Origin of the sequence: Chitinophaga deserti, from assembly GCF_003149455.1 — a bacterium.
GTDB lineage: Bacteria > Bacteroidota > Bacteroidia > Chitinophagales > Chitinophagaceae > Chitinophaga > Chitinophaga deserti.
Map to the genome: position 1 here is coordinate 259,774 of NZ_QFFK01000005.1, position 21,839 is coordinate 281,612.

The 21,839-nt window shown below is 51.0% G+C and carries 15 protein-coding genes; 11 read left to right on the forward strand and 4 right to left on the reverse strand.

Annotation, left to right across the window (positions count from 1 at the left end; genetic code table 11):
* Positions 1-3 precede the first annotated feature (3 nt).
* The 5 genes from DEV76_RS13495 to DEV76_RS13515 are packed head-to-tail and all read left to right on the forward strand — an operon-like array spanning position 4 to position 8,717.
* Positions 4-3,873, forward strand: a complete 3,870-nt coding sequence (locus DEV76_RS13495; protein WP_109698437.1) for a trifunctional MMPL family transporter/lysophospholipid acyltransferase/class I SAM-dependent methyltransferase — start codon at positions 4-6, stop codon at positions 3,871-3,873.
* Positions 3,866-5,374 (forward strand): phytoene desaturase family protein, encoded by a 1,509-nt coding sequence (locus DEV76_RS13500; protein WP_109698438.1) that lies wholly within the window; start codon positions 3,866-3,868, stop codon positions 5,372-5,374. The genes DEV76_RS13495 and DEV76_RS13500 overlap by 8 nt, the downstream gene beginning before the upstream one ends.
* Positions 5,375-5,377: 3 nt before the next feature.
* Positions 5,378-7,054: a C45 family autoproteolytic acyltransferase/hydolase gene (locus tag DEV76_RS13505; RefSeq protein ID WP_109698439.1), complete on the forward strand. Its 1,677-nt coding sequence runs from the start codon at positions 5,378-5,380 to the stop codon at positions 7,052-7,054.
* Positions 7,051-7,413, forward strand: a complete 363-nt coding sequence (gene acpS / locus DEV76_RS13510; protein ID WP_109698440.1) for a holo-ACP synthase — start codon at positions 7,051-7,053, stop codon at positions 7,411-7,413. The genes DEV76_RS13505 and acpS overlap by 4 nt, the downstream gene beginning before the upstream one ends.
* Before the next feature lie 11 nt (positions 7,414-7,424).
* On the forward strand, positions 7,425-8,717 hold the full coding sequence (locus DEV76_RS13515; RefSeq protein WP_109698441.1) for a phenylacetate--CoA ligase family protein: 1,293 nt from the start codon (positions 7,425-7,427) through the stop codon (positions 8,715-8,717).
* 1 nt (position 8,718) lies between these two features.
* Here the strand turns inward: DEV76_RS13515 and DEV76_RS13520 are convergent, their stop codons facing one another.
* Positions 8,719-9,207, reverse strand: a complete 489-nt coding sequence (locus DEV76_RS13520) for a DUF6702 family protein (RefSeq protein WP_109698442.1) — start codon at positions 9,205-9,207, stop codon at positions 8,719-8,721.
* 69 nt (positions 9,208-9,276) lie between these two features.
* Between DEV76_RS13520 and DEV76_RS13525 the strand changes: the two genes are divergently transcribed.
* Both DEV76_RS13525 and DEV76_RS13530 read left to right on the forward strand, forming a co-directional pair.
* The gene (locus DEV76_RS13525) at positions 9,277-9,867 is read left to right on the forward strand and encodes a HupE/UreJ family protein (protein ID WP_109698443.1); all 591 of its coding nucleotides are present in this window, start codon (positions 9,277-9,279) and stop codon (positions 9,865-9,867) included.
* A 6-nt stretch (positions 9,868-9,873) separates the two neighbouring features.
* The gene (locus DEV76_RS13530; protein ID WP_109698444.1) at positions 9,874-12,195 is read left to right on the forward strand and encodes a M1 family metallopeptidase; all 2,322 of its coding nucleotides are present in this window, start codon (positions 9,874-9,876) and stop codon (positions 12,193-12,195) included.
* A gap of 320 nt (positions 12,196-12,515) precedes the next feature.
* Here the strand turns inward: DEV76_RS13530 and DEV76_RS13535 are convergent, their stop codons facing one another.
* From DEV76_RS13535 to DEV76_RS13545, 3 genes are all read right to left on the reverse strand, one after another.
* Complete coding sequence (locus tag DEV76_RS13535) at positions 12,516-13,076, reverse strand: hypothetical protein (protein WP_109698445.1); 561 nt, start codon at positions 13,074-13,076, stop codon at positions 12,516-12,518.
* A 572-nt stretch (positions 13,077-13,648) separates the two neighbouring features.
* A complete protein-coding gene (locus DEV76_RS13540; RefSeq protein ID WP_109698446.1) occupies positions 13,649-13,840 on the reverse strand; it encodes a DNA-binding protein in 192 nt (63 codons plus the stop codon).
* Positions 13,841-13,843: 3 nt separating this feature from the next.
* Positions 13,844-14,713 (reverse strand): SPFH domain-containing protein, encoded by an 870-nt coding sequence (locus DEV76_RS13545; protein WP_109698447.1) that lies wholly within the window; start codon positions 14,711-14,713, stop codon positions 13,844-13,846.
* A 247-nt stretch (positions 14,714-14,960) separates the two neighbouring features.
* On the opposite strand from DEV76_RS13545, the gene DEV76_RS13550 reads away from it, so the two are divergent.
* From DEV76_RS13550 to DEV76_RS13565, 4 genes are all read left to right on the forward strand, one after another.
* The gene (locus DEV76_RS13550; RefSeq protein WP_109698448.1) at positions 14,961-15,545 is read left to right on the forward strand and encodes an RNA polymerase sigma factor; all 585 of its coding nucleotides are present in this window, start codon (positions 14,961-14,963) and stop codon (positions 15,543-15,545) included.
* Between the two features lie 76 nt (positions 15,546-15,621).
* Positions 15,622-16,653, forward strand: a complete 1,032-nt coding sequence (locus DEV76_RS13555; protein WP_109698449.1) for a FecR family protein — start codon at positions 15,622-15,624, stop codon at positions 16,651-16,653.
* Between the two features lie 4 nt (positions 16,654-16,657).
* Complete coding sequence (locus DEV76_RS13560; protein WP_109698450.1) at positions 16,658-20,116, forward strand: SusC/RagA family TonB-linked outer membrane protein; 3,459 nt, start codon at positions 16,658-16,660, stop codon at positions 20,114-20,116.
* 27 nt (positions 20,117-20,143) lie between these two features.
* Positions 20,144-21,778 (forward strand): SusD/RagB family nutrient-binding outer membrane lipoprotein, encoded by a 1,635-nt coding sequence (locus DEV76_RS13565; protein ID WP_109698451.1) that lies wholly within the window; start codon positions 20,144-20,146, stop codon positions 21,776-21,778.
* Positions 21,779-21,839 lie beyond the last annotated feature (61 nt).

Consider the following 21,839-nt stretch of genomic DNA (forward strand, 5'->3'; position numbering starts at 1 on the left):
TTCATGGGCACCTTTTTTATATCGATCTACAATTTCTTTAACGCCCGTAAATGGCTGCTCTGGCTGTTTACGGCTTTCCTTTTTTTATCAGCCGGCTTCTTTGCCTCAAAAGTGAAGCTGGAAGAAGATATTACGCGTATCCTGCCGCAGGATCCCAAGATCGACCGTCTCAACCAGTTCCTCCGCAATTCCAAATTCGCGGATAAACTGGCGGTGATCATTTCGCAGAAAGACAGTACCGCAACCGCCAATCCCGACAGTCTTACCCTCGCCGCGGAACAACTTTACACCGGGCTGCAACAACCGGCTATTGGCCAGTACATCACTACGGTAACAGGCAAAATGGAAGATACGCTCCTGTTCAGCCTGCTGGGCCGGGTTCAGGCCAACCTGCCTTTGTTCCTAGAAGAAAAAGATTACAAAACACTGGATTCACTTGTGATGCCTGCCCGTGTGGCCGGTACCATGGAATCGAATTACAATACCCTGATCTCTCCGGCGGGCATGGTATTGAAGAAGTCCATTGCCGCAGACCCGCTGGGTATTACCTGGATCGGGATGAAGAAGCTGCAACAGCTCCAGGCCGATGACGCCTGGACGCTCTACGACGGCTACCTCATGAGCAAAGACCAGCGCAATATCCTGGTTCTCATTACTCCGAAAAATAGTCCCAATAAAACTGACATCAATAAGCGGTTCCTCGGTGAGCTGGATGTGCTGATAGATTCCGTTTCCACTGCCAACCCTTCCGCTTCAATCACTTACTTCGGGGCAACGGCCGTGGCAGTGGGGAATGCAGTGCAGCTCCGGCAGGACACGATGCTCACTCAGGGCATTACCGTACTGTTGCTCATCGTACTTATCGCCGTATTTTTCCGGCGGAAGCGTGCACCACTGCTGGTAATGATGCCTGTGGTGTTCGGGGGGCTTTTCTCCCTCGCAATGGTTTGGTGGATACAGGGTGGCATTTCAGTGATTGCACTGGGTGCGGGCTGTGTGGTATTGGGAGTAGCGGTGAATTATTCTCTTCACGTTTTCAACCATTACCGGCATCTGCCAGACATCCGACTTGTACTGAAAGATCTTGCCATGCCCATGACGGTGGGCAGCTTCACAACAGTTGGCGGCTTCTTCTGCCTGCAATTTGTGAAATCGCCCATGTTGCAGGACGTTGGTCTTTTTGCTGCCTTCAGCCTCATTGGAGCGTCCCTGTTTTCGCTTATCATTCTCCCGCATTTTATCGTATTGGGCAAGGCGCCTGCGAAGGATGTGCATGTTAAGCATAATATCATCGACCGTCTTTCCGGGTGGCGTCCCGAGCGCAATAAATGGCTGGTATACGGGATACTGGCGCTTACCGTAGTTTTCTTCTTCACAGCACAGCGCGTCCGTTTCGAGAGCGATATGATGAAGATGAACTTCATGCCCGGCAAACTGAAGGAAGCAGAAGCAAAGCTCAACCGCCTCAATGATTATACCGCGCAAACAGTGTACATGCTTTCCGAAGGCGCCAGTCTTAACGAGGCCCTCGAAAGGCGTGCGGCGGCAGATACTGCGTTAAGCAGGCTCCTGGCTGGTGGTGCGCTGAAGAAGGCAAGCGGGCCGGGCGGACTGCTACTCTCCGAAGCTGAGCAAAAAGAACGCATCGATCGCTGGAAACAATACTGGACACCGCAAGCCATAACCTCCGTCATGACATCATTAAGGCAGGAAGGAGCGAAATACGGCTTCAAACCGGAAGCATTCAGCAGGTTCCAGGAACTGATCTCTCAGGAGTATTCCGTTACCACTCCCGAAACCTCACCCCTGATGGACCTCCCTGCTGTCAGCGACTTTGTAACACTGCAAAACGGAAGCGCTTCGCTGTCAGGTATTTTAAAAGTAGACCCCTCACGTAAGGAAGAAGTATATGCAGCACTCGATGCATTGCCCGGTACAGCGGTAATTGATAAGCAATACACAGCCAACCGGCTGGCCGTCATCATCCGGGATGAGTTCAATACAATCGCCTGGATGACTTCTGCACTTGTATTCTTTGCCCTCCTGTTGTCTTACGGACGAATAGAACTGGCACTGATCACGTTCATTCCCATGGCTATCAGCTGGGTATGGATACTGGGGATTATGGGGATGTTTGGGATACCATTTAATATCGTTAATATCATCCTTTCCACCTTCATATTCGGTTTAGGGGATGATTACAGCATCTTTACCATGGATGGACTGCTGCAGGAGTATAAAACCGGCAGCAAACATCTTCCGTCTTTCAAATCATCCATATTTTTCTCTGCTATAACTACCATATTGGGGCTGGGCGTACTCATCTTCGCACAGCATCCTTCCCTGAAATCTATTGCACTGATTGCCGTGATAGGTATCTTATGCGTAGTGGTTACTTCACAGGTTCTCATTCCTTTCTTCTTCAATTTCCTGATTACGAACCGCGTCAGTAAAAATCAGCGCCCGCCGTGGACGCTCTGGAGCTGGTCGAAGTCAATGTTTTCTTTCATCTACTTCGCGTTTGGCGCATTGGTGCTTACGATGATCGGAACCATCATTATCAGATGGAATCCGTTCAATAAAGAAAAGGGTAAAAAGATATATCATAAACTGCTTTCGAAATGTACATGGAGTGTTCTGCATGTAATGGGGAATACGAAGAAGGTGACGATGAATGAAGCGAAGGAGGATTTTATAAAGCCTGCCGTCATCATCAGCAACCATCAATCGTTCCTCGATATCCTCATGTCTACGTCCATGCATCCGAATGTGGTGCTGCTTACGAACCAATGGGTATACAATTCCCCTGTGTTCGGGCAGGTCGTGAAAATGGCGGATTACTATCCCGTTGCGGAAGGTGCGGAGGAGGGTATTGATCACCTGCGTAACCGTGTGGAGCATGGTTATTCCATTGTAGTGTACCCCGAAGGCACGCGCTCGAAGGATACGAGTATCAAACGCTTCCACAAGGGCGCGTTTTACCTGGCGGAAGAACTGAAGCTCGATATTATACCTGCTGTGATCCATGGAACTGCCTATTGCATGTCTAAAGGAGATTTCCTGTTGAAAGACGGTACCATGACAATGCAGATACTCCCACGCATTAAGTATGGGGATCCTGCATGGGGGGAGGGGTATGCTGCCCGCACCAAATCAGTTAGCCGGTATTTCCGCGAAGCATACCGCCAGCTGGCCGAATCTATCGAAACACCAGCCTATTACCGCGAACAGCTCATCTATCAGTATATTTACAAAGGCCCCGTGCTGGAATGGTATATGCGCATCAAAACTAAGATGGAGCGCAATTACGAAGATTTCCACCGGGTGTTGCCTGAAAAAGGAGATATCATGGACATTGGCTGCGGATACGGATTTATGAGTTATATGCTTCATTTTGTAGCACCGGGTCGCAATATGCTCGGGGTAGATTATGACGCAGATAAAATTGCCGTGGCGCAACATAGCTACATCCGTAACGAACAGGTACAGTTCCGCGCGGCCGATATCACACAATACGAAATTCCGGAAAAAGACGCCTACGTGATGCTGGATGTACTGCACTATCTGCAGCCGGATCAGCAGGCGGATCTCATCCGCAGGTGTATGGACAAAATCCGGCCCGGTGGCATCATCATCGTGCGCGATGGCGACTCCGCAATGGAAAAGAAACACCGTGGTACAAAGCTGACCGAATTATTCAGCACGCGCCTGCTCGGGTTCAATAAAACTGCCAATCATCCCTTATCCTTCTTTTCATCCGCTACCCTGCGCCAAACTGTGGAAAGCCATGGCGGTACCATGGAACGGATCGATCAGACGAAATTTACCTCCAATGTTGTTTTCATCATCAGAAAGTGTGAAGCGAATGCATAACTACGATGTAGTCATAGCCGGAAGCGGTCTTGGTGGCCTGGTTTGCGGAGCGATCCTCAGCAAGAATGGCTTCCGTGTGCTGGTGCTTGAAAAAAATAAACAGCTGGGCGGATGCCTGCAAACTTTCAGCCGCGATAAAACCATCTTCGACTCAGGCGTGCATTATGTGGGCGGACTGGAGCCGGGACAGAACCTTTACCAGGTATTCCAGTACCTCGGTATCATGGATAAACTGAAGCTGAAACGGCTGGACATGGATTGCTTCGATCGTATCGCTTTCGCGGACGATCCTAAAGAGTATAAAATGGCGCAGGGCTACGAAGGCTTTGTGCAAAACCTGTTGCAGGACTTCCCCGGCGAAGAAAAAGCACTGCGCGAGTATTGTGACATGCTGCGGAACATCTGTGCCAAATTCCCGCTATATAACCTGCGGATGGGCGAATTCGGGGAGAAGGAAAGTGTATTGGGGATGGATGCCGCCGCCTTTATAGACGGGCTGAGCAGTAACCGCAAGCTCACACAGGTGCTGGCTGCCAATAGTTCGCTCTACGCCGGCGTGCGGGGTAAAACACCCATGTATGTACATGCCCTCGTATTGAACAGCTATATCGAAAGCTCGTGGAAATGCCTGAACGGCGGTTCACAGATCGGGAAATGGCTCACCCGCGTAATCATGGAAAACGGCGGCACCCTGCTGAAACATAAAGAGGTGAAGCGCATCGTTGCCGAAGGGCACGAAGTGCAATACGTGGAAACTGCCGATGGAGAAAGATATTCCGGGAAGAATTATATCTCCAACATCCACCCGGCCAATACGCTGGATATGCTGGAGAGTGATGTAATCCGGCAGGCATACCGCAGCCGCATCAAGAATCTGGAAAATGGAAATGGTGCGCTGATGGTTAACGCTGTGCTGAAGCCGGGTTACTTCCCGCACATGAACTACAATTTCTATTATCATGATGTGGATGATGTATGGTGCGGGCACGACTATACCAGTGAATCGTGGCCATACAACTACTCTATGTTCATCACTCCGGATACGAAAGACCAGCGTTTTGCTAACGGACTCTCAATTCTCGCATATATGAACATCAGCGAGCTGGAGCCCTGGAAGGATACGTTTAATACAGTATTGAATGAATCATCGCGCGGTGCGGATTATGAAGCATTCAAGAAAGAGAAGGCGGAAAGATTGCTGGATGTGGTGGAGCGCCGCTTCCCCGTACTCCGGCAGTGTATCCAGAGCTATACAGTGGCTACCCCACTTTCTTTCCGTGATTACATCGGTACTTCAGACGGATCGATGTATGGTGTGCTGAAAGACTGCAACGATCCGCTGCGTACTTTCATCAGCGCCCGCACAAAACTGAATAACCTGTTCCTTACCGGGCAGAACCTTAACCTGCACGGCATCCTGGGTGTTACTATGACTGCTCTGCTTACCTGCGGGGAATTACTGGATATGGAAAAACTTTTGCACGAGATAAACGAGGCGTAAACAATGGCAAAGAAGAAGAGCATCTGGAGGAGAATAGGGCGAATCCTGCTATATATAGTTGGATTCTTTGTGCTGCTGTTTGCAGGTTTATTTATTTACCTCTGGAGTGTGGCGCGCATGCAGCCGCCAGCTGTAGCGGATCAGAGCAGCCTGCAATGGCAACGGAAGCAGCTGGATTCATCGGCGTATACACTTGGCAACAACTGGTTCCGCAAAAGTAAAAGCGGGCTGTATGAAATGTATGTGGAAGGCAAGCCTTTCGAAAGAGGGGTGGTATATGGAAAACTAGCGGAAGAACTGGTACAGCGCCAGGAAGATCATTTCGTGGAGCAAATAGGGAAGATGATCCCTTCCCGTTCGTACCAGCATTTCCTGAAATACCTCATCGGCTGGTTCAACCGGAATATGGACAAGCACGTCCCGGAAGAATATAAGGAAGAGATCTACGGTGTTTCCTTCTCAGCCTCGCCAAACTATGGATTCATCGGCACCAATTACCAGCGTATCATGAACTACCATGCCGCGCACGACATCGGGCACGCATTGCAGAACCTGGCGCTGGTGGGATGTACCTCTTTCGGTACCTGGAACGACCGGTCGGAAGACAGCTCCCTCATTATTGGCCGGAACTTCGATTTTTATGTAGGAGATAAATTCGCGGAAGACAAGATTGTAGCCTTTTACCGCCCGGAGCAGGGCCATCCCTTTATGATGGTAACCTGGGGCGGATTTACCGGCGTGGTTTCCGGGATGAATATGAAAGGGTTGACCGTAACCATTAACGCTGCCAAAAGTGAGCTTCCTTCGGGTTCAGCCACACCGGTATCGCTGGTGGCGCGGGAAATACTGCAGTATGCAGGTAATATTCAGGAAGCATATGCTATTGCTGCCAGAAGAAAAATGTTCGTTAGCGAATCGTTCCTCATCGGTTCCGCGGCAGACAACCGGGCGGCTATTATCGAGAAAACACCCGACAGTCTTGCTCTCTACGATCCCCGTGGCAACGAGATATCCTGCGCTAACCATTTCCAGAGCCAGTCACTCGGGGCCTCCGAAGCCAACAGGGAGCAACTTGCCGGCAGCGCTTCGCCTTACCGTTACAAACGCCTGCAGGAACTGCTGGCAAGGAACGGGAAGAACAGTGTGGCCAAAACAGTATCTATCCTCCGCGATCAGCGCGGGCTGAATGATGCCGATATCGGGATGGGGAATGAGAAAGCCCTCAATCAACTGATCGCCCATCATGCCATCGTCTTCAAACCAAAAGAACTGAAAGTCTGGATATCCGCAGCCCCCTGGCAACTCGGGGAGTTCGTGGCATATGATCTCAATAAGGTTTTCGCCATGAAAGGCCTCTCGTCTGATCATGAAATCTGCGACAGCAGTACTATCATCCCCCGCGATTCCTTCCTGCTTACAGACAACTATCGTAAATTCACGGACTTCCGCCGCCTGAAACTCGCTGTTATGGATGGGGAGGAAATTGATGTGAAGCGCATCACTGCTGATAATCCAAACTATTATCACGCATGGGTGCTGGCAGGAGATTACCTGTTTAAACGGAAGCAGTTCAGCGAAGCGAAGCAATATTACCAGCAGGCGCTCACGAAAGAGATAGCCACCGTTCCTGAAAAGGAGCATATCCTGCGCCAGATTGAACAATGCAATAAACTCAAATGACAGGCCTCGGAACAGATATAGTGGAAGTAGACCGCATTGCGGACAAGATCGGAAAGAATCAGGGCTTCCGCGAGCTGGTGTTTACACCACTCGAGATCGCGTATTGTGAAAAACAGGCCGGTAAATACGAAAGCTACGCCGCCCGCTTTGCTGCCAAGGAAGCCTTCCTGAAGGCACTGGGTACGGGATGGGGTGGTAGTGGTATCAATTTCAACGAAATAGAAGTGCGGAATAACGAGGCCGGCAAACCTGAGCTGTTCCTCATCGGCAACGCCGCACCGCTCATGGAAGGCATGCAGGTATTGCTGTCGCTTTCGCATGTGAAAACCATAGCCATGGCCACCGTGGTCATCCTTTAACAGTCAGATTTATGTACATACCAGACATAGAATTGCAGTCGCCCGCCGCCATCCGGCAGTTTCAGCACAAGGAGCTTCAGCACCTGGTGGGCTATCTCCGCCAGTTTTCCCCCTTTTACCGGGAATGGTTCGCCACGCACAATATCGATACCGATGCCATCCGCTCCCTCGACGATCTGGCCGGCCTGCCCACTGTTTCCAAAGAAGATCTGCAGCAGCGCAACTGGGATTTTCTCTGCGTGGATAAAAGCAAGATTGCGGAATATACCTCCACCTCCGGTACCCTGGGCCGCCCTGTGATAATTCCGTTAACAGATAAAGATCTTAACCGCCTCAGCTATAATGAGTTCATTTCTTTCAGCTGTGCCGGTGGTACTGATGAAGATATTTACCAGCTCATGCTCACCCTCGACCGGCAATTTATGGCCGGAATGGCGTACTACAACGGTATCCGCAAGCTGGGTGCAGGCGTGCTGCGTGTGGGGCCGGGCGTGCCTTCCCTGCAATGGGAAAACATCAAACGTATAGAGCCTACCGTGATCGTTGCCGTGCCTTCGTTTATCCTTAAACTCATCGCTTTCGCGGAAGAGCATGGTATTGATATCAATGCTTCTTCCATTAAGAAAGCCGTCTGCATCGGGGAAAACATCCGCAATACGGATTTCTCTTACAACGTGCTGGGTAAGAAGATCACGGATAAATGGAAAATAGACCTCTTCTCCACATACGCATCCACGGAGATGCAAACCGCCTTCACCGAATGCCGCCAGGGCAGGGGAGGGCACCATCATCCCGAACTATTGATCGTGGAACTGCTCGATGAGCAGGACCGTCCTGTGCCTCCAGGCGCTCCCGGTGAAGTGACCATCACTACACTGGGGGTGGAAGCCATGCCCCTGCTGCGTTATAAGACAGGTGACATTTGCCAGTATGATGCAACACCCTGCAGCTGCGGGCGGCAAACGCTCCGCCTTTCCCCGGTTATCGGCCGGAGGAAGCAGATGATCAAGTATAAAGGCACCACATTATATCCGCCTGCATTATACGACCTGCTGAGCGATATGGAAGATGTGAAAGAGTTTGTAGTGGAAGTGTTCTCCAACGAAATCGGTACGGATGAAATACTCCTGCACCTCCACCCCCGCGAAGAGTCGGAAGACGGCGACCGCAGGATCAAGTCTTATCTCCAGGCCAAGCTCCGTGTAATACCGCAGGTACGTTACTGTGCCATGCAGGAAATCATGCGGATGCAGATGCCGGAAGGCAGCCGCAAGCCCGTCAAGTTTATTGATAACAGGAAATAGATCAGAAGGTGAAAGCTGTTGCGGAAGCGGGGTTGTCCAGCTTGGTACTCTGCCGGCGGTCATTCACGATCACATGAATCATGTGGCTCTGTGTTTCATGCTCGGCATACAGGATATCGTTTCTGATATCCAGTTTGCGGAAGGGAGCCAGCGGTGTGCATTCAAGAAAACACCAGGTTGCATCTTCCGAAATTTCATATCCCATATAGCGGAGAGATAACGGTTTGCCGTCGGCCGTCAGGAACAGGTGCTGGCGGAGGTAGCGGGCTACGAGGGAGTCTGCCGCGGTACGGTCTTTCGGTTTAATGATATCCAGCGGCTGTCCCGAACGCTTTTTCAGGGCATTCTCCAGATCGTCGGAGAAGATGCGGCAGCTGACTTCCAGAGACTTACGGGGAGCATTATACCTTACTTCCGTGACACTCATGTAAAAAGGATGTACTGCGCTGATGAACGCAGGCAGCCACCATTTAAAAAGCAATACTCCCATCGGCCCTAAAAAATTTTGATATTTACCGTCAACTGATTATCATTACGAAGTTACACAAAAATCTATGCCATGCAGGAGTTCAGCATGTATTTCGAAGAAGGCTGGCAACATATCGCTGATCTTGGAGGATACGACCACATTTTGTTTATCATGGCGCTTTGTGCAGTGTATCTGATGAACGACTGGAAGAAAGTACTGATCCTTGTGACGGCTTTTACGGTGGGGCATTCCATCACACTGGCGCTGAGCGTTCTCAATATTGTACGTGTTTCTACTGACCTGATTGAGTTTCTGATTCCCGTGACCATTGTGATCACTGCGCTGGGAAATGCACTCAGGGGAGGGAAAGAGCCGGGGCGTGTGCAATGGAATTATTTCCTGGCGCTGTTTTTCGGCCTCATTCACGGACTGGGCTTTTCCAATTACCTCCGCAGTATGCTCGGCACACAATCCGACATCGTGCAGCCGTTGCTGGCATTTAACCTGGGGCTGGAATTCGGGCAACTGATTATCGTAACCATCATACTCATCCTTTCCCAGCTGATCATTCAGATCGGGAAAGTATCCCGCCGCGACTGGACTATCTTTTTGTCTGCCGCGATATTCGGTGTAGCATTTGTGATGAGCATAGAAAGAATTGGCATTTTACTGGAAAAATAAATCGAGATGAAACTTCGCTCCATTTTAGGAAGTATCCTGGTAGCGGCCCCGCTGGTGACCCTGGCGCAAAACCCCGGCTCTAACCACGGTAACCGCTTCGAACAGCTGGGCTACCTGCTCACTGATCCCAACATGTACCGTTCCGCTTCCGGGGTTCCCGGGCCTAAATACTGGCAGCAGCGGGCGGATTATGACATTACCGCTGAGCTGGACGAGGTGGCCAGGAAGCTGACGGGCTCGGAAACCGTTACCTACTACAATAATTCTCCCGACCCGCTCACCTACATCTGGCTGCAGCTGGATGAGAATGAGCACGACCCGAAAAGCGACAACAACAGCTTCGACGGCAGCACCATGAAGGATAAAATGAGCAGCGGGGCTATTAACCGCCTGCTGGGCATGGAGCAGGGGCATGGTGTAAATATCACGAAAGTGACGGATGCCGCTGGCAAACCGCTTCAATATACCATCAACCAGACCATGATGCGCATTGAGGTGCCACAAACGCTGGCTCCGGGCGCCAAAATCGTCTTCAAAGTGGATTGGTGGTATAAGATCCCCAATCGCATGACGCTCGGCGGAAGGGGCGGATATGAGCATTTTCCGGCCGATGGCAATGATCTGTATACCATGGCACAGTGGTACCCCCGCCTGGCCGTGTATTCAGACTTCCAGGGCTGGCAGAACAAACAGTTTACCGGCCGCGGCGAGTTTGCCCTCACTTTCGGCAACTTCAAAGTGAAAATGACCGTTCCGGCAGATCATGTGGTAGGTGCTACCGGTGAATGCCGCAACTATAAGGAAATGCTGACCCCTGCACAGTTCCAACGCTGGCAGCAGGCCCAGAAAGCGAAGGAGCCCCTCGAAATAGTGACCCTCGCCGAGGTTCAGTCCGCCATGAAAAGCAAATCTGACCGTAAGAAAACATGGATATACGAAGCCACCAACGTACGCGACTTCGCATGGGTGGCATCCCGCAGGATCGTGTGGGACGGTATGGGCGTGGATATTGAAGGGAAGCACGTAATGGCCATGAGCTACTACGGCCCCGAAGCCTATCCGCTTTACCGCCGTTATTCCACCAAAGTAGTAGCGCATACGCTGCGTTCCTATTCAAATCATACAATCCCGTACCCCTATCCCGCCGCTATTTCCGTAGAAGCAGCCAACGGTATGGAGTACCCTATGATCTGTTTCAACTACGGCCGTGCGGAAGCAGATGGCACCTACAGTGAATCCACCAAGAACGGGATGATCGGTGTGATCATCCATGAAGTGGGCCACAACTTCTTCCCCATGATCGTGAACTCCGACGAAAGGCAGTGGACCTGGATGGATGAAGGGCTGAACACCTTCTGCCAGTTCATGGCAGAGCAGGAGTGGGACAGCAAATTCCCTTCCCGCCGTGGTCCTGCACACCACATCGTGGAGTACATGAGCATGCCGAAAGATAAGCTGGAGCCTGTGATGAGCAATTCCGAGAACATCATCATGTTTGGCCCCAACGCTTATGCCAAGCCTGCCACAGCGCTGAACATCCTCCGCGAAACCGTTATGGGCCGCGAGCTGTTCGATTACGCTTTCCGTGAATACGCCCGCCGCTGGGCCTTTAAACACCCCACTCCCGCAGATTTCTTCCGTACAATGGAAGATGCCTCTGCTGTAGACCTGGACTGGTTCTGGCGCGGATGGTTCTTCGGCACCGAACCCGTAGATATTGCCATTGACAGTGTAAAATGGTACCGGATGGATACGAAAGACCCTGCCGTAAGCAATAAAGCTGCAGAAGATGCCGCGAACCATGAAAACACACATATTGCTCAAACCCGGAATAAAGAACAGGGGGTAAAGTATGTGGTGGATCAGGATACCAGTCTGCAGGACTTCTACAGCAAATGGGACCGCTACGCCGTTACACCCGGCCAGGCTGCCGCATACCAGCAATTGCAGGCCTCCCTTTCCCCGGAGGAAAAGCGGCTCTTCGAAAGCAAAAAGAACTTTTACGAAGTAACCTTCAAAAATATCGGGGGTAACGTTATGCCTATTATCGTAGAATGGACTTTTGCCGATGGTACAAAGGAAGTGGACAGAATTTCCGCATACATCTGGCGGCACGACGAGCAGCAGGTGACCAAAGTATTTGCAAAAGATAAGCAGGTGGTGGCCATCCGGCTCGATCCTTACCGCGAAACTGCTGATATCGAGGAAAGTAATAACAGCTGGCCCCGCCAGGCCACGCCTTCGCGGTTCGAACTGTTTAAGGCAGAGCGCGCTGCGCGCGGTACTTCTACCGGAGGTAACCCCATGCAGCAGGCAGTACGGCAATAACAGGAATAAAAGATATTCTATCAGCCCCGGCGTTATGCCGGGGCTTTTTTAGCCCTAAACCTTTTGCCCCTGCCTGAGTGCTCTCTGAGTGCTTGAAAGTGCATGGAAAGTGCATGCTGAGTGCTCTCTAAGTGCTTGAAGAGTGCTTGTTAAGTGCTTAAAACCCTTTTAAAGAGCCGTACATCTTATCTGGACGTTAACTTGATCTTATCTTCACCTTAACTTGATATAGCTTAAAACTGCTTTAAAGGCAATGTTTAAAATAGAAAAGGTGCGGGAAACCGCACCTTTTTGCTTTTGGTAAACAGTGAACAAGGGGTTTACAATTTCGAAATAAGTTGCAACGTCTTCAGGTCAAACAAATGGATTTCATCCTTGTCAGTTTTATCGTGTTTGCCGTTGTTGTTGGTATCGTAGTACCCCGTAACCACAATAGCGCCCGTTTCCCGGTGGATCGTCCAGAATGAAGAGAAGAACTTGTCGTCCGTGAGCTGCGTTTTCTTCTGTCCGTCAGTAGAAAGTACGATCAGCTGCACCGGATCGTTCCAGTCAATCCTTTTGTTGTTATCCAGATTTACAGTTTGGGCTGTAAGGAGGATGAGGTTGATGCCTAAAGTATCCAGCTTTACCTGTTCCCAATCCCGGAGGTAGGCGGTTTTCGGAAAATCGACCCGGTTGGCCTTTCCGGTTTTGGTATTGATGAAAAGCAGGTGCTCACCATGGGAAACGCCCATTTTACCCACATTATCGAGGCTGGTAAGCACATATTCGGTACCTGTTAAGGGCACTAGTTTACTGAAACTGATGTAGTTATGCTTGTCTTGTGCTACGGCTCCCGCAGCGGTAAGCAGCAGGCAGAGTACAGGGATCATGTTTTTCATTGATAGTCAGTTTTAGGATGGAAAAAAACTGCGATGTCGATGGAAAGACGACCGGGAGAGGTAAAAGTTGCAAGGAAAGTTTGTCTGGGGTAATGTCAAACCTGCTGACACCCTCCTGCCATCCTTCAGTGATCCTTCAGTGGTGGTATAGGTTTGAGGGTGTTTGACTGAAGGATCACTGAAGGTTCACTGAAGGATTACTGAAGGATTACTGAACAATTAATGATGAGTCAAACGGGTTGACGGTTTTATCATACCTACTGACATCCTGCTGCCATCCTCCATCCATCCTCCATCCATGTCCAGCCACAGCAAGGGTTTGATGAAGGTTGGATGGAGGATGGATGAAGGTTTGATGAAGGATCGATGAAGAAAGGGGGAGGTTCGATGAACAAAAGTCGCTTCATCCCAGGGTTTACGCATGCTCGTCCCAGGTTTCAGGCAATGACGTCACAAACTTTTATATCGTGTGCTGCATTCCCCTACTTTTGAATGGTTGGTATCGGATTGGTAGAAACGAGTAGGGCCGGCTCTGTTAGAGCAGGCCCTGTAAAAGGAAGTTAGCGCAGTATTCAGGTGGCGCCGTCTTTTTTGTCTTTGTTCTTTTTTTTGTCGCGGCCGGCATCGCGGAGGGCTTTGGCGATGATCCATTCCAGCTGTCCGTTTACGCTGCGGAATTCATCGGCAGCCCAGCGCTCGAGGGCTTCATAAGTGGCGCCGTCGAGCCGCAGTACAAAAGACTTCTTTTGTTCTTTTTCGGCCATGGATTACGAATATAAAGATCCTGTATTGAGAACGGGCGTAGCTGATTTTTCACCACAGAGCACTACCATGAGGTTGCTGACCATGGCGGCTTTACGTTCTTCATCGAGGGTTACGAGTTGTTTGCGGGAAAGCTGTTCCAGTGCCATTTCCACCATGCCTACAGCACCTTCCACGATCTTGGAGCGTGCGGCAACTATAGCAGTAGCCTGCTGGCGTTGCAGCATGGCGCCGGCAATTTCAGGGGCATATGCAAGGTGACTGATACGTGCTTCGCGAACGGTGATCCCTGCAGCGAAGAGGCGCTCATTCAGCTCCTGCTCCAGCAGCTCGTTCACTTTTTCCCCGCCATCACGCAGGGTGATTTCGGCGGTTTCGTCTTCCATCTGCTCGTAAGGGCAACTGGTAGCCAGGTGGCGCACGGCGGCTTCGCTTTGTATCTGCACATATTGCTGGTAGCCTTCCACTTCAAATAAAGCTTTATAGGTATCACTCACCTGCCAAACGATTACTGCGGCAATTTCGATGGGGTTCCCCATTTTATCGTTCACCTTCAGCGTTTGACCGTTCAGGTTATTGGCGCGGAGGGAAATGCGCTGGGAACGGTACAGGGGATTGATCCACAGGAGCCCGTTTTGCTTCACGCTGCCCACATAACTGCCGAAGAAGGTGAGCACCCGGGCATGGTTGGGATTTACGATCATGATGCCTTTAACGACGAAAATAAACGCGATACCCAAAATAGCTGCCATGATCCGGAAACCGCTGCTTTCGGACTGAATACCGGCAATAAGGCAGTAACCACCGGCCAGGACAATGATGATGGCAAGGATGAATGCTAAGTAGCCGGATACCGGCGTAGAGACTTTTTCCATGGTACGAGGTTTATTTATTGTGATATCATTTTGATATCAAATCTAAGGGATTAAATTCAGATTTCCATATGGGTGTGTAAAAAGAACATGAAGGGGCGGTGGGAAAAAATGCAGCGGGAAAAAATGTTTGAAAGTGTGGGAGATTTACTATTTTGCCCAAGAGGTTAACCGGATTTGACACGTTAGAAGAATAGAAAGAATTACAGCTAAGCCAAAATCGATCGCATTTTATCAACCGAAATTTTTTATGTACCAAAGCTATTCAGACGAGCAATTGTTATCCCTTTTGCGCAATGGCGACGTAGCGGCGTTTAACGCTATCTACGACCGGTACAGCAGGCCGTTGTACCTGTACATACTCAGCAAAACGGACAGGGGGGAAACCAGCAAGGATGTACTCCAGGATCTCTTTACCACCTTATGGGAAAAGCGCACCCGGCTGGATGTATTGCAATCGCTCCGGTCTTACCTCTACCAGAGCGTGCGTCACAAAATCATTGACCTGTACCGTAAAGACCTGACGTACCGCAAATACCTGCAGCAACTCATAGAGCATTTCGATGCACAGCCCCATAACATCTCCGAAACATACGATTACAAGGCCAAGGCCGCCGAGGTTTTTGAAGCCATCAACCGCCTGCCGGAAAAGATGAAAGAGATCTTTATGCTCAGCAGGTTCGAGAACCTCAGTATTGAGCAGATCGCCTCCAGGCTGGAGCTTTCGCAGCAAACCGTTAAGAATCAGATATCCAAAGCCCTGAAAATCCTCCGCACGCATTACACGCAAACCGATCTGCTGACCGTGGCGGTAGTGCTTTCCATCCTCCCTTAAAAAAATCTTTCCTTCCGATGGTACTTTTTTTTAGCCGGTGCGACTTACCTGTATCACCAACTAAAAAACGATCGCCGTGGAAATTGATCAGATCCGAAAAGTCCTGGAACGGTATACGCAGGGTAAATGCACCGAGGAAGAAGTGCGCATCATCGAGCAGTGGTTTGCCAGTGTAAACCGGCACCGCAACGCGATGATACAGGAAGAGTTTCTGCAGGAGCAGCTGGAAGATGTGAAGATGCGCCTGCAGGACCATATAGCCACATCCGGGGCTCCTGTAATTCCCATGCGGCCACGGCGCTGGCGTACCTGGGCCATTTCCGGTGCAGCCGCCCTGATGGCAGGAGCCATCGCTGTTTCCTTCCTTTACAAACCAACGCCTGCTGATCATCCACAGAACCCGGTCCATACGGCGGTACAATCTCCTGTGGCTAAAACCAACCGTGTAGTGCGCAACGGGTATGTTGAGCTATCCACGGCGAAAGGGGCTACCGAAAAGATTGTACTTGCTGATGGCTCCACGGTGAACCTCAATGCCGGCTCCCGGCTGCGTTATCCTGTAAGTTTCAGCGGTCCCGACCGCAGTATATATCTCGAAGAAGGCGAGGCTTTCTTTAAAGTGGCGGAAGATCCCCGCCATCCGTTCATCGTTCACTGCAACGGTGTTGCCACCACTGCACTGGGAACTTCCTTTAACATCCGCTCCTATTCCCGCGAGCAGCGCATCACCGTGGCGTTGCTGACAGGTAAAGTGAAAGTGGGCCAGGCCAACCAGCAGGATGCGGTGATTCTGTTGCCAAGCGAACGGCTCAGTATCGACCGGAATTCGATGGAAGCCGCCAAGTCTACTTTCGAAAGAGAAGATGATATCGTAGGGTGGAAGCATGGCATACTTGCGTTCAGGGACGCCTCATACAGCGAAGTTGCCACAGAGCTTGAAAACCGTTATAACGTAACGATGGTGAATGAAACGGGGAATGCCGACTGGACGTATACCGGCTCTTTCAGAGATGAGAGCCTGCAGGAGATTGTTGAAACTATTTGTCAAATTAAAAACATCAGCTACACACTGAAAAACGACACTATTTTCCTTACCCGCAAAAACTAGATGTATGAAAAAATGCCTACACCTTGTGTTATTGGCAGGTCTTGCGATGGCCATCGCACTGGCGGCTCCTTACACCGCCAGTGCTCGTGCCGAGTCGCAGGGTACCCGAAACATCAGTATCACCATCCAGGTCAAGAACAAGAACATGGAGGAGGTGTTTACTGAAATTGCCGCTAAGACAGGTCTCAGTTTCCATTACGACAAATCCGATCTGAACCTCCGGAAGAAGATCAACCTGAACTGCGTAAAGCTGCCTTTGGAAGAGGTGCTGAACCAGCTCACGGAACAAACCGGACTGAAATTTACGAGAAAAAACAATAAGATTATTGTAAACCTGGAACAGGCTGCCACAGGCATTATAGCTGTTCCCGGCAAAGCGGGCGAAGAAGCCCGGGCGGACAAGGAGATCCGCGGAACGGTAAAGGACGCCAACGGTAACCCGCTGCCCGGGGTCACCGTTGTGATCAAAGGCACCAACAAAGGCACCCAAACCGTAGGGAACGGCGGCTACACCGTTAGCGCAAACCCCGGCGATGTGCTCGTATTCCGCTTCCTCGGCTTTACCGCTCAGGAAGTAACCGTGGGCAGCGGCGATGTATATGATATTGTTTTAGAGGAAAATACACGGGCTCTCAATGAAATCGTAGTTACCGCCCTCGGCGTGCAGCGTAAATCCAAAGAACTTGCCTACGCCACTCAACAACTCAATAACGACGATCTCTCCCGCGTAAAAGACGCGAACGTGATCAACAGTCTTGCCGGCAAGGCTGCAGGCGTTACCATCAACCGCAGCGCTTCCGGCCTCGGAGGTACCGCCCGCGTAATTATGCGCGGCAATAAATCTACCCGCGAAAATCAGCCGCTGTACGTGATAGACGGGGTGCCTATGGCAAATTTTTCTCCCTCGCAACCCGCAAATGCATACGGCCAATCCGGTGATATTCAATCTGGTGCAGGGCGCGATGGCGGCGATGGTATTTCCAACATCAACCCTGACGATATCGAGACGATCAACATCCTGAAAGGAGCTTCGGCCGCCGCTCAATACGGCAGCCAGGCCGCCAACGGTGTGATCGTAATTACTACCAAACGCGGCCGTGCAGGCAGAATGCGCATAGATTACTCCTCGGATTATACCATGGAGAAAGTGATGCTGTTGCCCGAACTGCAGTTCCGGTACGGCCAGTCGGTAGACCCCGGTTCAGGTAACCCCCTTTCTTCCAGCTGGGGCGCCAAAACCAATGCTACAGACCATGTGAAAGGATTCTTCAATACCGGCGGCACCTGGACGAACGGCCTTTCCGTTAGCGGAGGCAACGAAATCGCTCAGTCTTATTTCTCCTATTCCAACACCAGCAGCAAAGGCGTTATGCCCACCAGCCGCTTTAACCGCCACACCTTTAACTTCCGCGAAACACTGAAGCTGCTGAACGACAAGCTGACCCTCGATGCAAATATCACCTTCATCAAACAGGGGGCACGCAACAGGCCTGTAAGCGGACTTTACTTCAACCCGCTCACCAGCGTTTACATGTTCCCCCGCGGGCTCAATTTCCAGAAGTATAAAGACGAGTTTGAAGTGTTCTCCCTCAAGAGGAACATGATGACGCAGAACTGGTGGAACATCAACACCGATCTCGATCAGCCCGGAGAAGAAATTCTGGCCAACCCTTACTGGATCCTGAACCGTAACGTTCGGGAAGAAGAACGCTACCGCGGCATGGCTTCGCTCGCTATTAAGTACCAGTTGCTCAGCTGGCTGTCTGTTCAGGCACGCGGTAACTTCGACCGTTCTTACGACGAATACGAAATGCGTATCAACGCCAGCACCCACCTTTCTCAGGCGGCGCGCAACGGCCGGTACACGCTGGAGAAAGAATTCAATACCCAGCTGTATGGCGATCTGATCTTCAGTTACAACAAAGAGCTTAGCAAAGACCTGAAGCTTTCCGGTATCGTAGGCGGCAGCATCACGGATTTCCGTACCCGCGACCGTGTGCTTAACGATAACAACGTAGGCCCGCTGGACGGGTTGTTCTCTCCCAATATTTTTCAGCTTGCCAACATAGATCCTGCAGCCATGACGGTGCAGCAGGGGGTAGACCGTAAGCAGGTGCAGGCCCTTTTCGGCAGTGCAAACCTGGGTTTCAAGGATTATATCTTCCTCGATCTCACCGGGCGTAACGACTGGTCGAGCACCTTCGCTTACACCCCTACCATGAAGAGCGGTTACTTTTATTATTCTGCCGGTCTTACCGCTGTACTCAGCGAAATGGTGAAATTGCCTGAGGCGATGAGCTTCGCCAAACTACGCCTCTCTTATGCCAAGGTGGGTAACGACCTGCCTGCGTATATCAGCCGGCCTGCCACTTACAACTACCGTATTCTGGGTGGTGTGAAGCAGCTGAGCTTTAATAACCGGGTGCCTCATCCCAAAACTTACCTTCAGCCGGAAGACAACCGCTCTTTCGAAGCCGGACTCGAAATGCGTTTCGTGAACGACCGCATCGGGGTAGATCTTACCTGGTATAAGAACAATAACTACCGTCAGTATGTAGAGATTCAGGCCCCTCCGGGTTCGAAATACTCGCTCTACTACCTCAACCTTGGTAACATCCGTAACACAGGTATTGAGGCCATGCTGACGCTCGTACCCGTTAAAACGCGCGATTTTACCTGGACATCCAATATCAACCTTGCTCATAATAAGAACAAGGTGGTAAAACTCTCCGATCCTAACCTTGTGGAGAAGTCGGTAATCTTCCGCCTGACCGAACCCGGTTCCAACATGTACGCTTCCGCAGTGGAAGAAGGCGGACAGTGGGGGGATATCTACACCCAGGCAGTGGTGAAACGCAATGCCGCCGGGCAGATAGTGCTGGGCAGCAATAACCGTATCCAGGATTCTACCAACTCCGGTATCCTGTATGCAGGCAGCCCCAACCCGAACTTTACGCTGGGATGGAACAATAAGCTCGACTACAAAGGCTTTAGCCTGACCTTCCTCTTCGATGGCCGCTTCGGTGGTAAAGTGATGAGCATGACGCAATCCGTACTGGATGCGGCAGGTGTGAGTGAAGCCAGTGCAGCAGCACGTGATGCAGGTGGTATCAGGCTGGAGAACGCAATCGATAAAGACGGAAAACCTTACACCGGCCTGTACGATGCAAGGCAGTACTATGAAGATATCGGTGGCCGTAATGGTAATGGTGATATGTATATGTACGATGCCACAGCGATCCGCCTGCGGGAGCTGGCCATCAGTTACCAGGTGCCGCTGAAAGGCAAGATCGTCCGCAATCTGCGTCTCGGCCTTATCGGCAGAAACCTGTTTTTCCTGAAGCGCGATGCGCCATTTGATCCGGAAGTATCAGCAGGGGGCGATAACCGCCTGCAGGGTATAGACATCTTTGGCCTGCCTGCCACCCGCAGCTTTGGTGCAAGCCTGAAACTGGGACTTTGATCTCCGTAACCTAAAAAAGAAAAGAAAATGAAATCGTTCAAACATATCATTTCCAGACCGGCAGCACTCACCGGCATCGCGGCCCTTCTCACGATGGTCGCCTGTACCAAGGGGTTCGAAGATCTGAACAAAAATCCCTATGGTGTTTCCGAAGAGGAGCTGAAATGGGACTACCAGCACATTGGTGAGCCCTTCAAGCAAATTCAGCGGAGTATCTATGTCAGCAACCCTACCTGGGTATATCAGGTACAGCAGAACCTTATGGCGGATATCTTCTCCGGGTACATGACACCGCCTAACCCATTCGGTAACCTCAACAATAACAACAACACCTATAATCTGCAGGATGGCTGGAACGTGACCCTCTGGGGCTGCGCTTACGGCTCTTTTACACCTTCGTCCGAAAGCTCCGTAATGCCCGTGTGCGATTATGTGGAGAACCTGACGAAAGCAGATAACCAGGGCTTTTATGCATGGTCTAAAATTCTGAAAGTGCTTACCATGCACCGGATTGCGGATACTTACGGCCCTATTATTTACACCAAGTACGGTAAGGTGAATGCTGACGGCAGCGTGGATTATGATTCCCAGAAAGATGCGTATTACGCTTTCTTCGCGGATCTGACGGAAGCTGTTACCATCCTTGCTAAGTTGCAGGCAGACGGTGCGCCACAGTCATTCACGAAGTTCGACTTGTCGCCCTACGCCGGTAACTATGGTAAATGGGCGAAACTGGCGAATACTTTAAGGCTGCGCCTGGCCATCCGGATAGCTGCGGCTGATCCCGGTAAGGCGAAAACGGAAGGCGAAGCTGCGCTGGCACATCCGATTGGCCTGCTTAGCGCCACTGAAGATGATTTCAACATTAACGTAACCCCGGTGGACCACCCGCTTTTCAGTATTTCCGCAGGCTGGAAAGATACGCGGATGGCGGCTCCCATGGAATCGATCCTGAAAGGGTATGCTGATCCCCGCCTCGCGAAATTCTTCGCTACCTCCACCGAATTCCCGGGCGAGTATAAAGGCATCCGGCAGGGCGTAGCCATGGCAGGAAAGGAGATATATGAAAACTTCTCCGCACTGAACCCCGACCTGCTTTCTAACCGCAGGATCCAGTTCATGACGGCTGCAGAAGCATGGTTCCTCAAAGCTGAGGCTGCCCTTAATAAATGGGCGGGCGCCGGCAATGCAAGGACCAACTATGAGAAAGGTGTGGAAACCTCATTTGCACAGCATGGTGTATCTGGTAAGTATGCAGATTACATTCAGGATAATACCAGCACGGCTGCGCCTTATGTGGATCCGAAAAACGCTGCCAACAACATTCCTGCAGGTAACCCATGGCTGAGCAAAATCACTATCAAATGGGACGATGTGGCTACAGATGAAAAGAACCTGGAGCGCATCATCACCCAGAAATGGATTGCGCTGTTCCCGGAAGGGCAGGAGGCCTGGACGGAATTCCGCCGCACCGGATACCCGAAGCTTTTCCCGGTAATGATTAACAACAGCGGAGGAAAAATCTCCACAACGGAGTTCATCCGCCGCGTAAACTTCGTGAATACGGAGTATGAAACGAACCCGAAAGGAGTTCAGAAAGCAATAACCTTACTAGGTGGCCCCGATAACGGCGGCACCCGCCTCTGGTGGGACAAGCCATAGCAATAAATAGACATAGCTCATCTTAAGAATGACCGGCCGGCCCATTTGGGCCGGCCTTTCT

Bases quoted from the DNA above. Each gene is read 5' to 3' on its own strand.
- DEV76_RS13495 (WP_109698437.1), top strand. From the start codon at position 4: ATGGGCACCTTTTTTATATCGATCTACAATTTCTTTAACGCCCGTAAA.
- DEV76_RS13500 (WP_109698438.1), top strand. From the start codon at position 3,866: ATGCATAACTACGATGTAGTCATAGCCGGAAGCGGTCTTGGTGGCCTG.
- DEV76_RS13505 (WP_109698439.1), top strand. From the start codon at position 5,378: ATGGCAAAGAAGAAGAGCATCTGGAGGAGAATAGGGCGAATCCTGCTA.
- acpS (WP_109698440.1), top strand. From the start codon at position 7,051: ATGACAGGCCTCGGAACAGATATAGTGGAAGTAGACCGCATTGCGGAC.
- DEV76_RS13515 (WP_109698441.1), top strand. From the start codon at position 7,425: ATGTACATACCAGACATAGAATTGCAGTCGCCCGCCGCCATCCGGCAG.
- DEV76_RS13520 (WP_109698442.1), bottom strand. From the start codon at position 9,207: ATGGGAGTATTGCTTTTTAAATGGTGGCTGCCTGCGTTCATCAGCGCA.
- DEV76_RS13525 (WP_109698443.1), top strand. From the start codon at position 9,277: ATGCAGGAGTTCAGCATGTATTTCGAAGAAGGCTGGCAACATATCGCT.
- DEV76_RS13530 (WP_109698444.1), top strand. From the start codon at position 9,874: ATGAAACTTCGCTCCATTTTAGGAAGTATCCTGGTAGCGGCCCCGCTG.
- DEV76_RS13535 (WP_109698445.1), bottom strand. From the start codon at position 13,076: ATGAAAAACATGATCCCTGTACTCTGCCTGCTGCTTACCGCTGCGGGA.
- DEV76_RS13540 (WP_109698446.1), bottom strand. From the start codon at position 13,840: ATGGCCGAAAAAGAACAAAAGAAGTCTTTTGTACTGCGGCTCGACGGC.
- DEV76_RS13545 (WP_109698447.1), bottom strand. From the start codon at position 14,713: ATGGAAAAAGTCTCTACGCCGGTATCCGGCTACTTAGCATTCATCCTT.
- DEV76_RS13550 (WP_109698448.1), top strand. From the start codon at position 14,961: ATGTACCAAAGCTATTCAGACGAGCAATTGTTATCCCTTTTGCGCAAT.
- DEV76_RS13560 (WP_109698450.1), top strand. From the start codon at position 16,658: ATGAAAAAATGCCTACACCTTGTGTTATTGGCAGGTCTTGCGATGGCC.
- DEV76_RS13565 (WP_109698451.1), top strand. From the start codon at position 20,144: ATGAAATCGTTCAAACATATCATTTCCAGACCGGCAGCACTCACCGGC.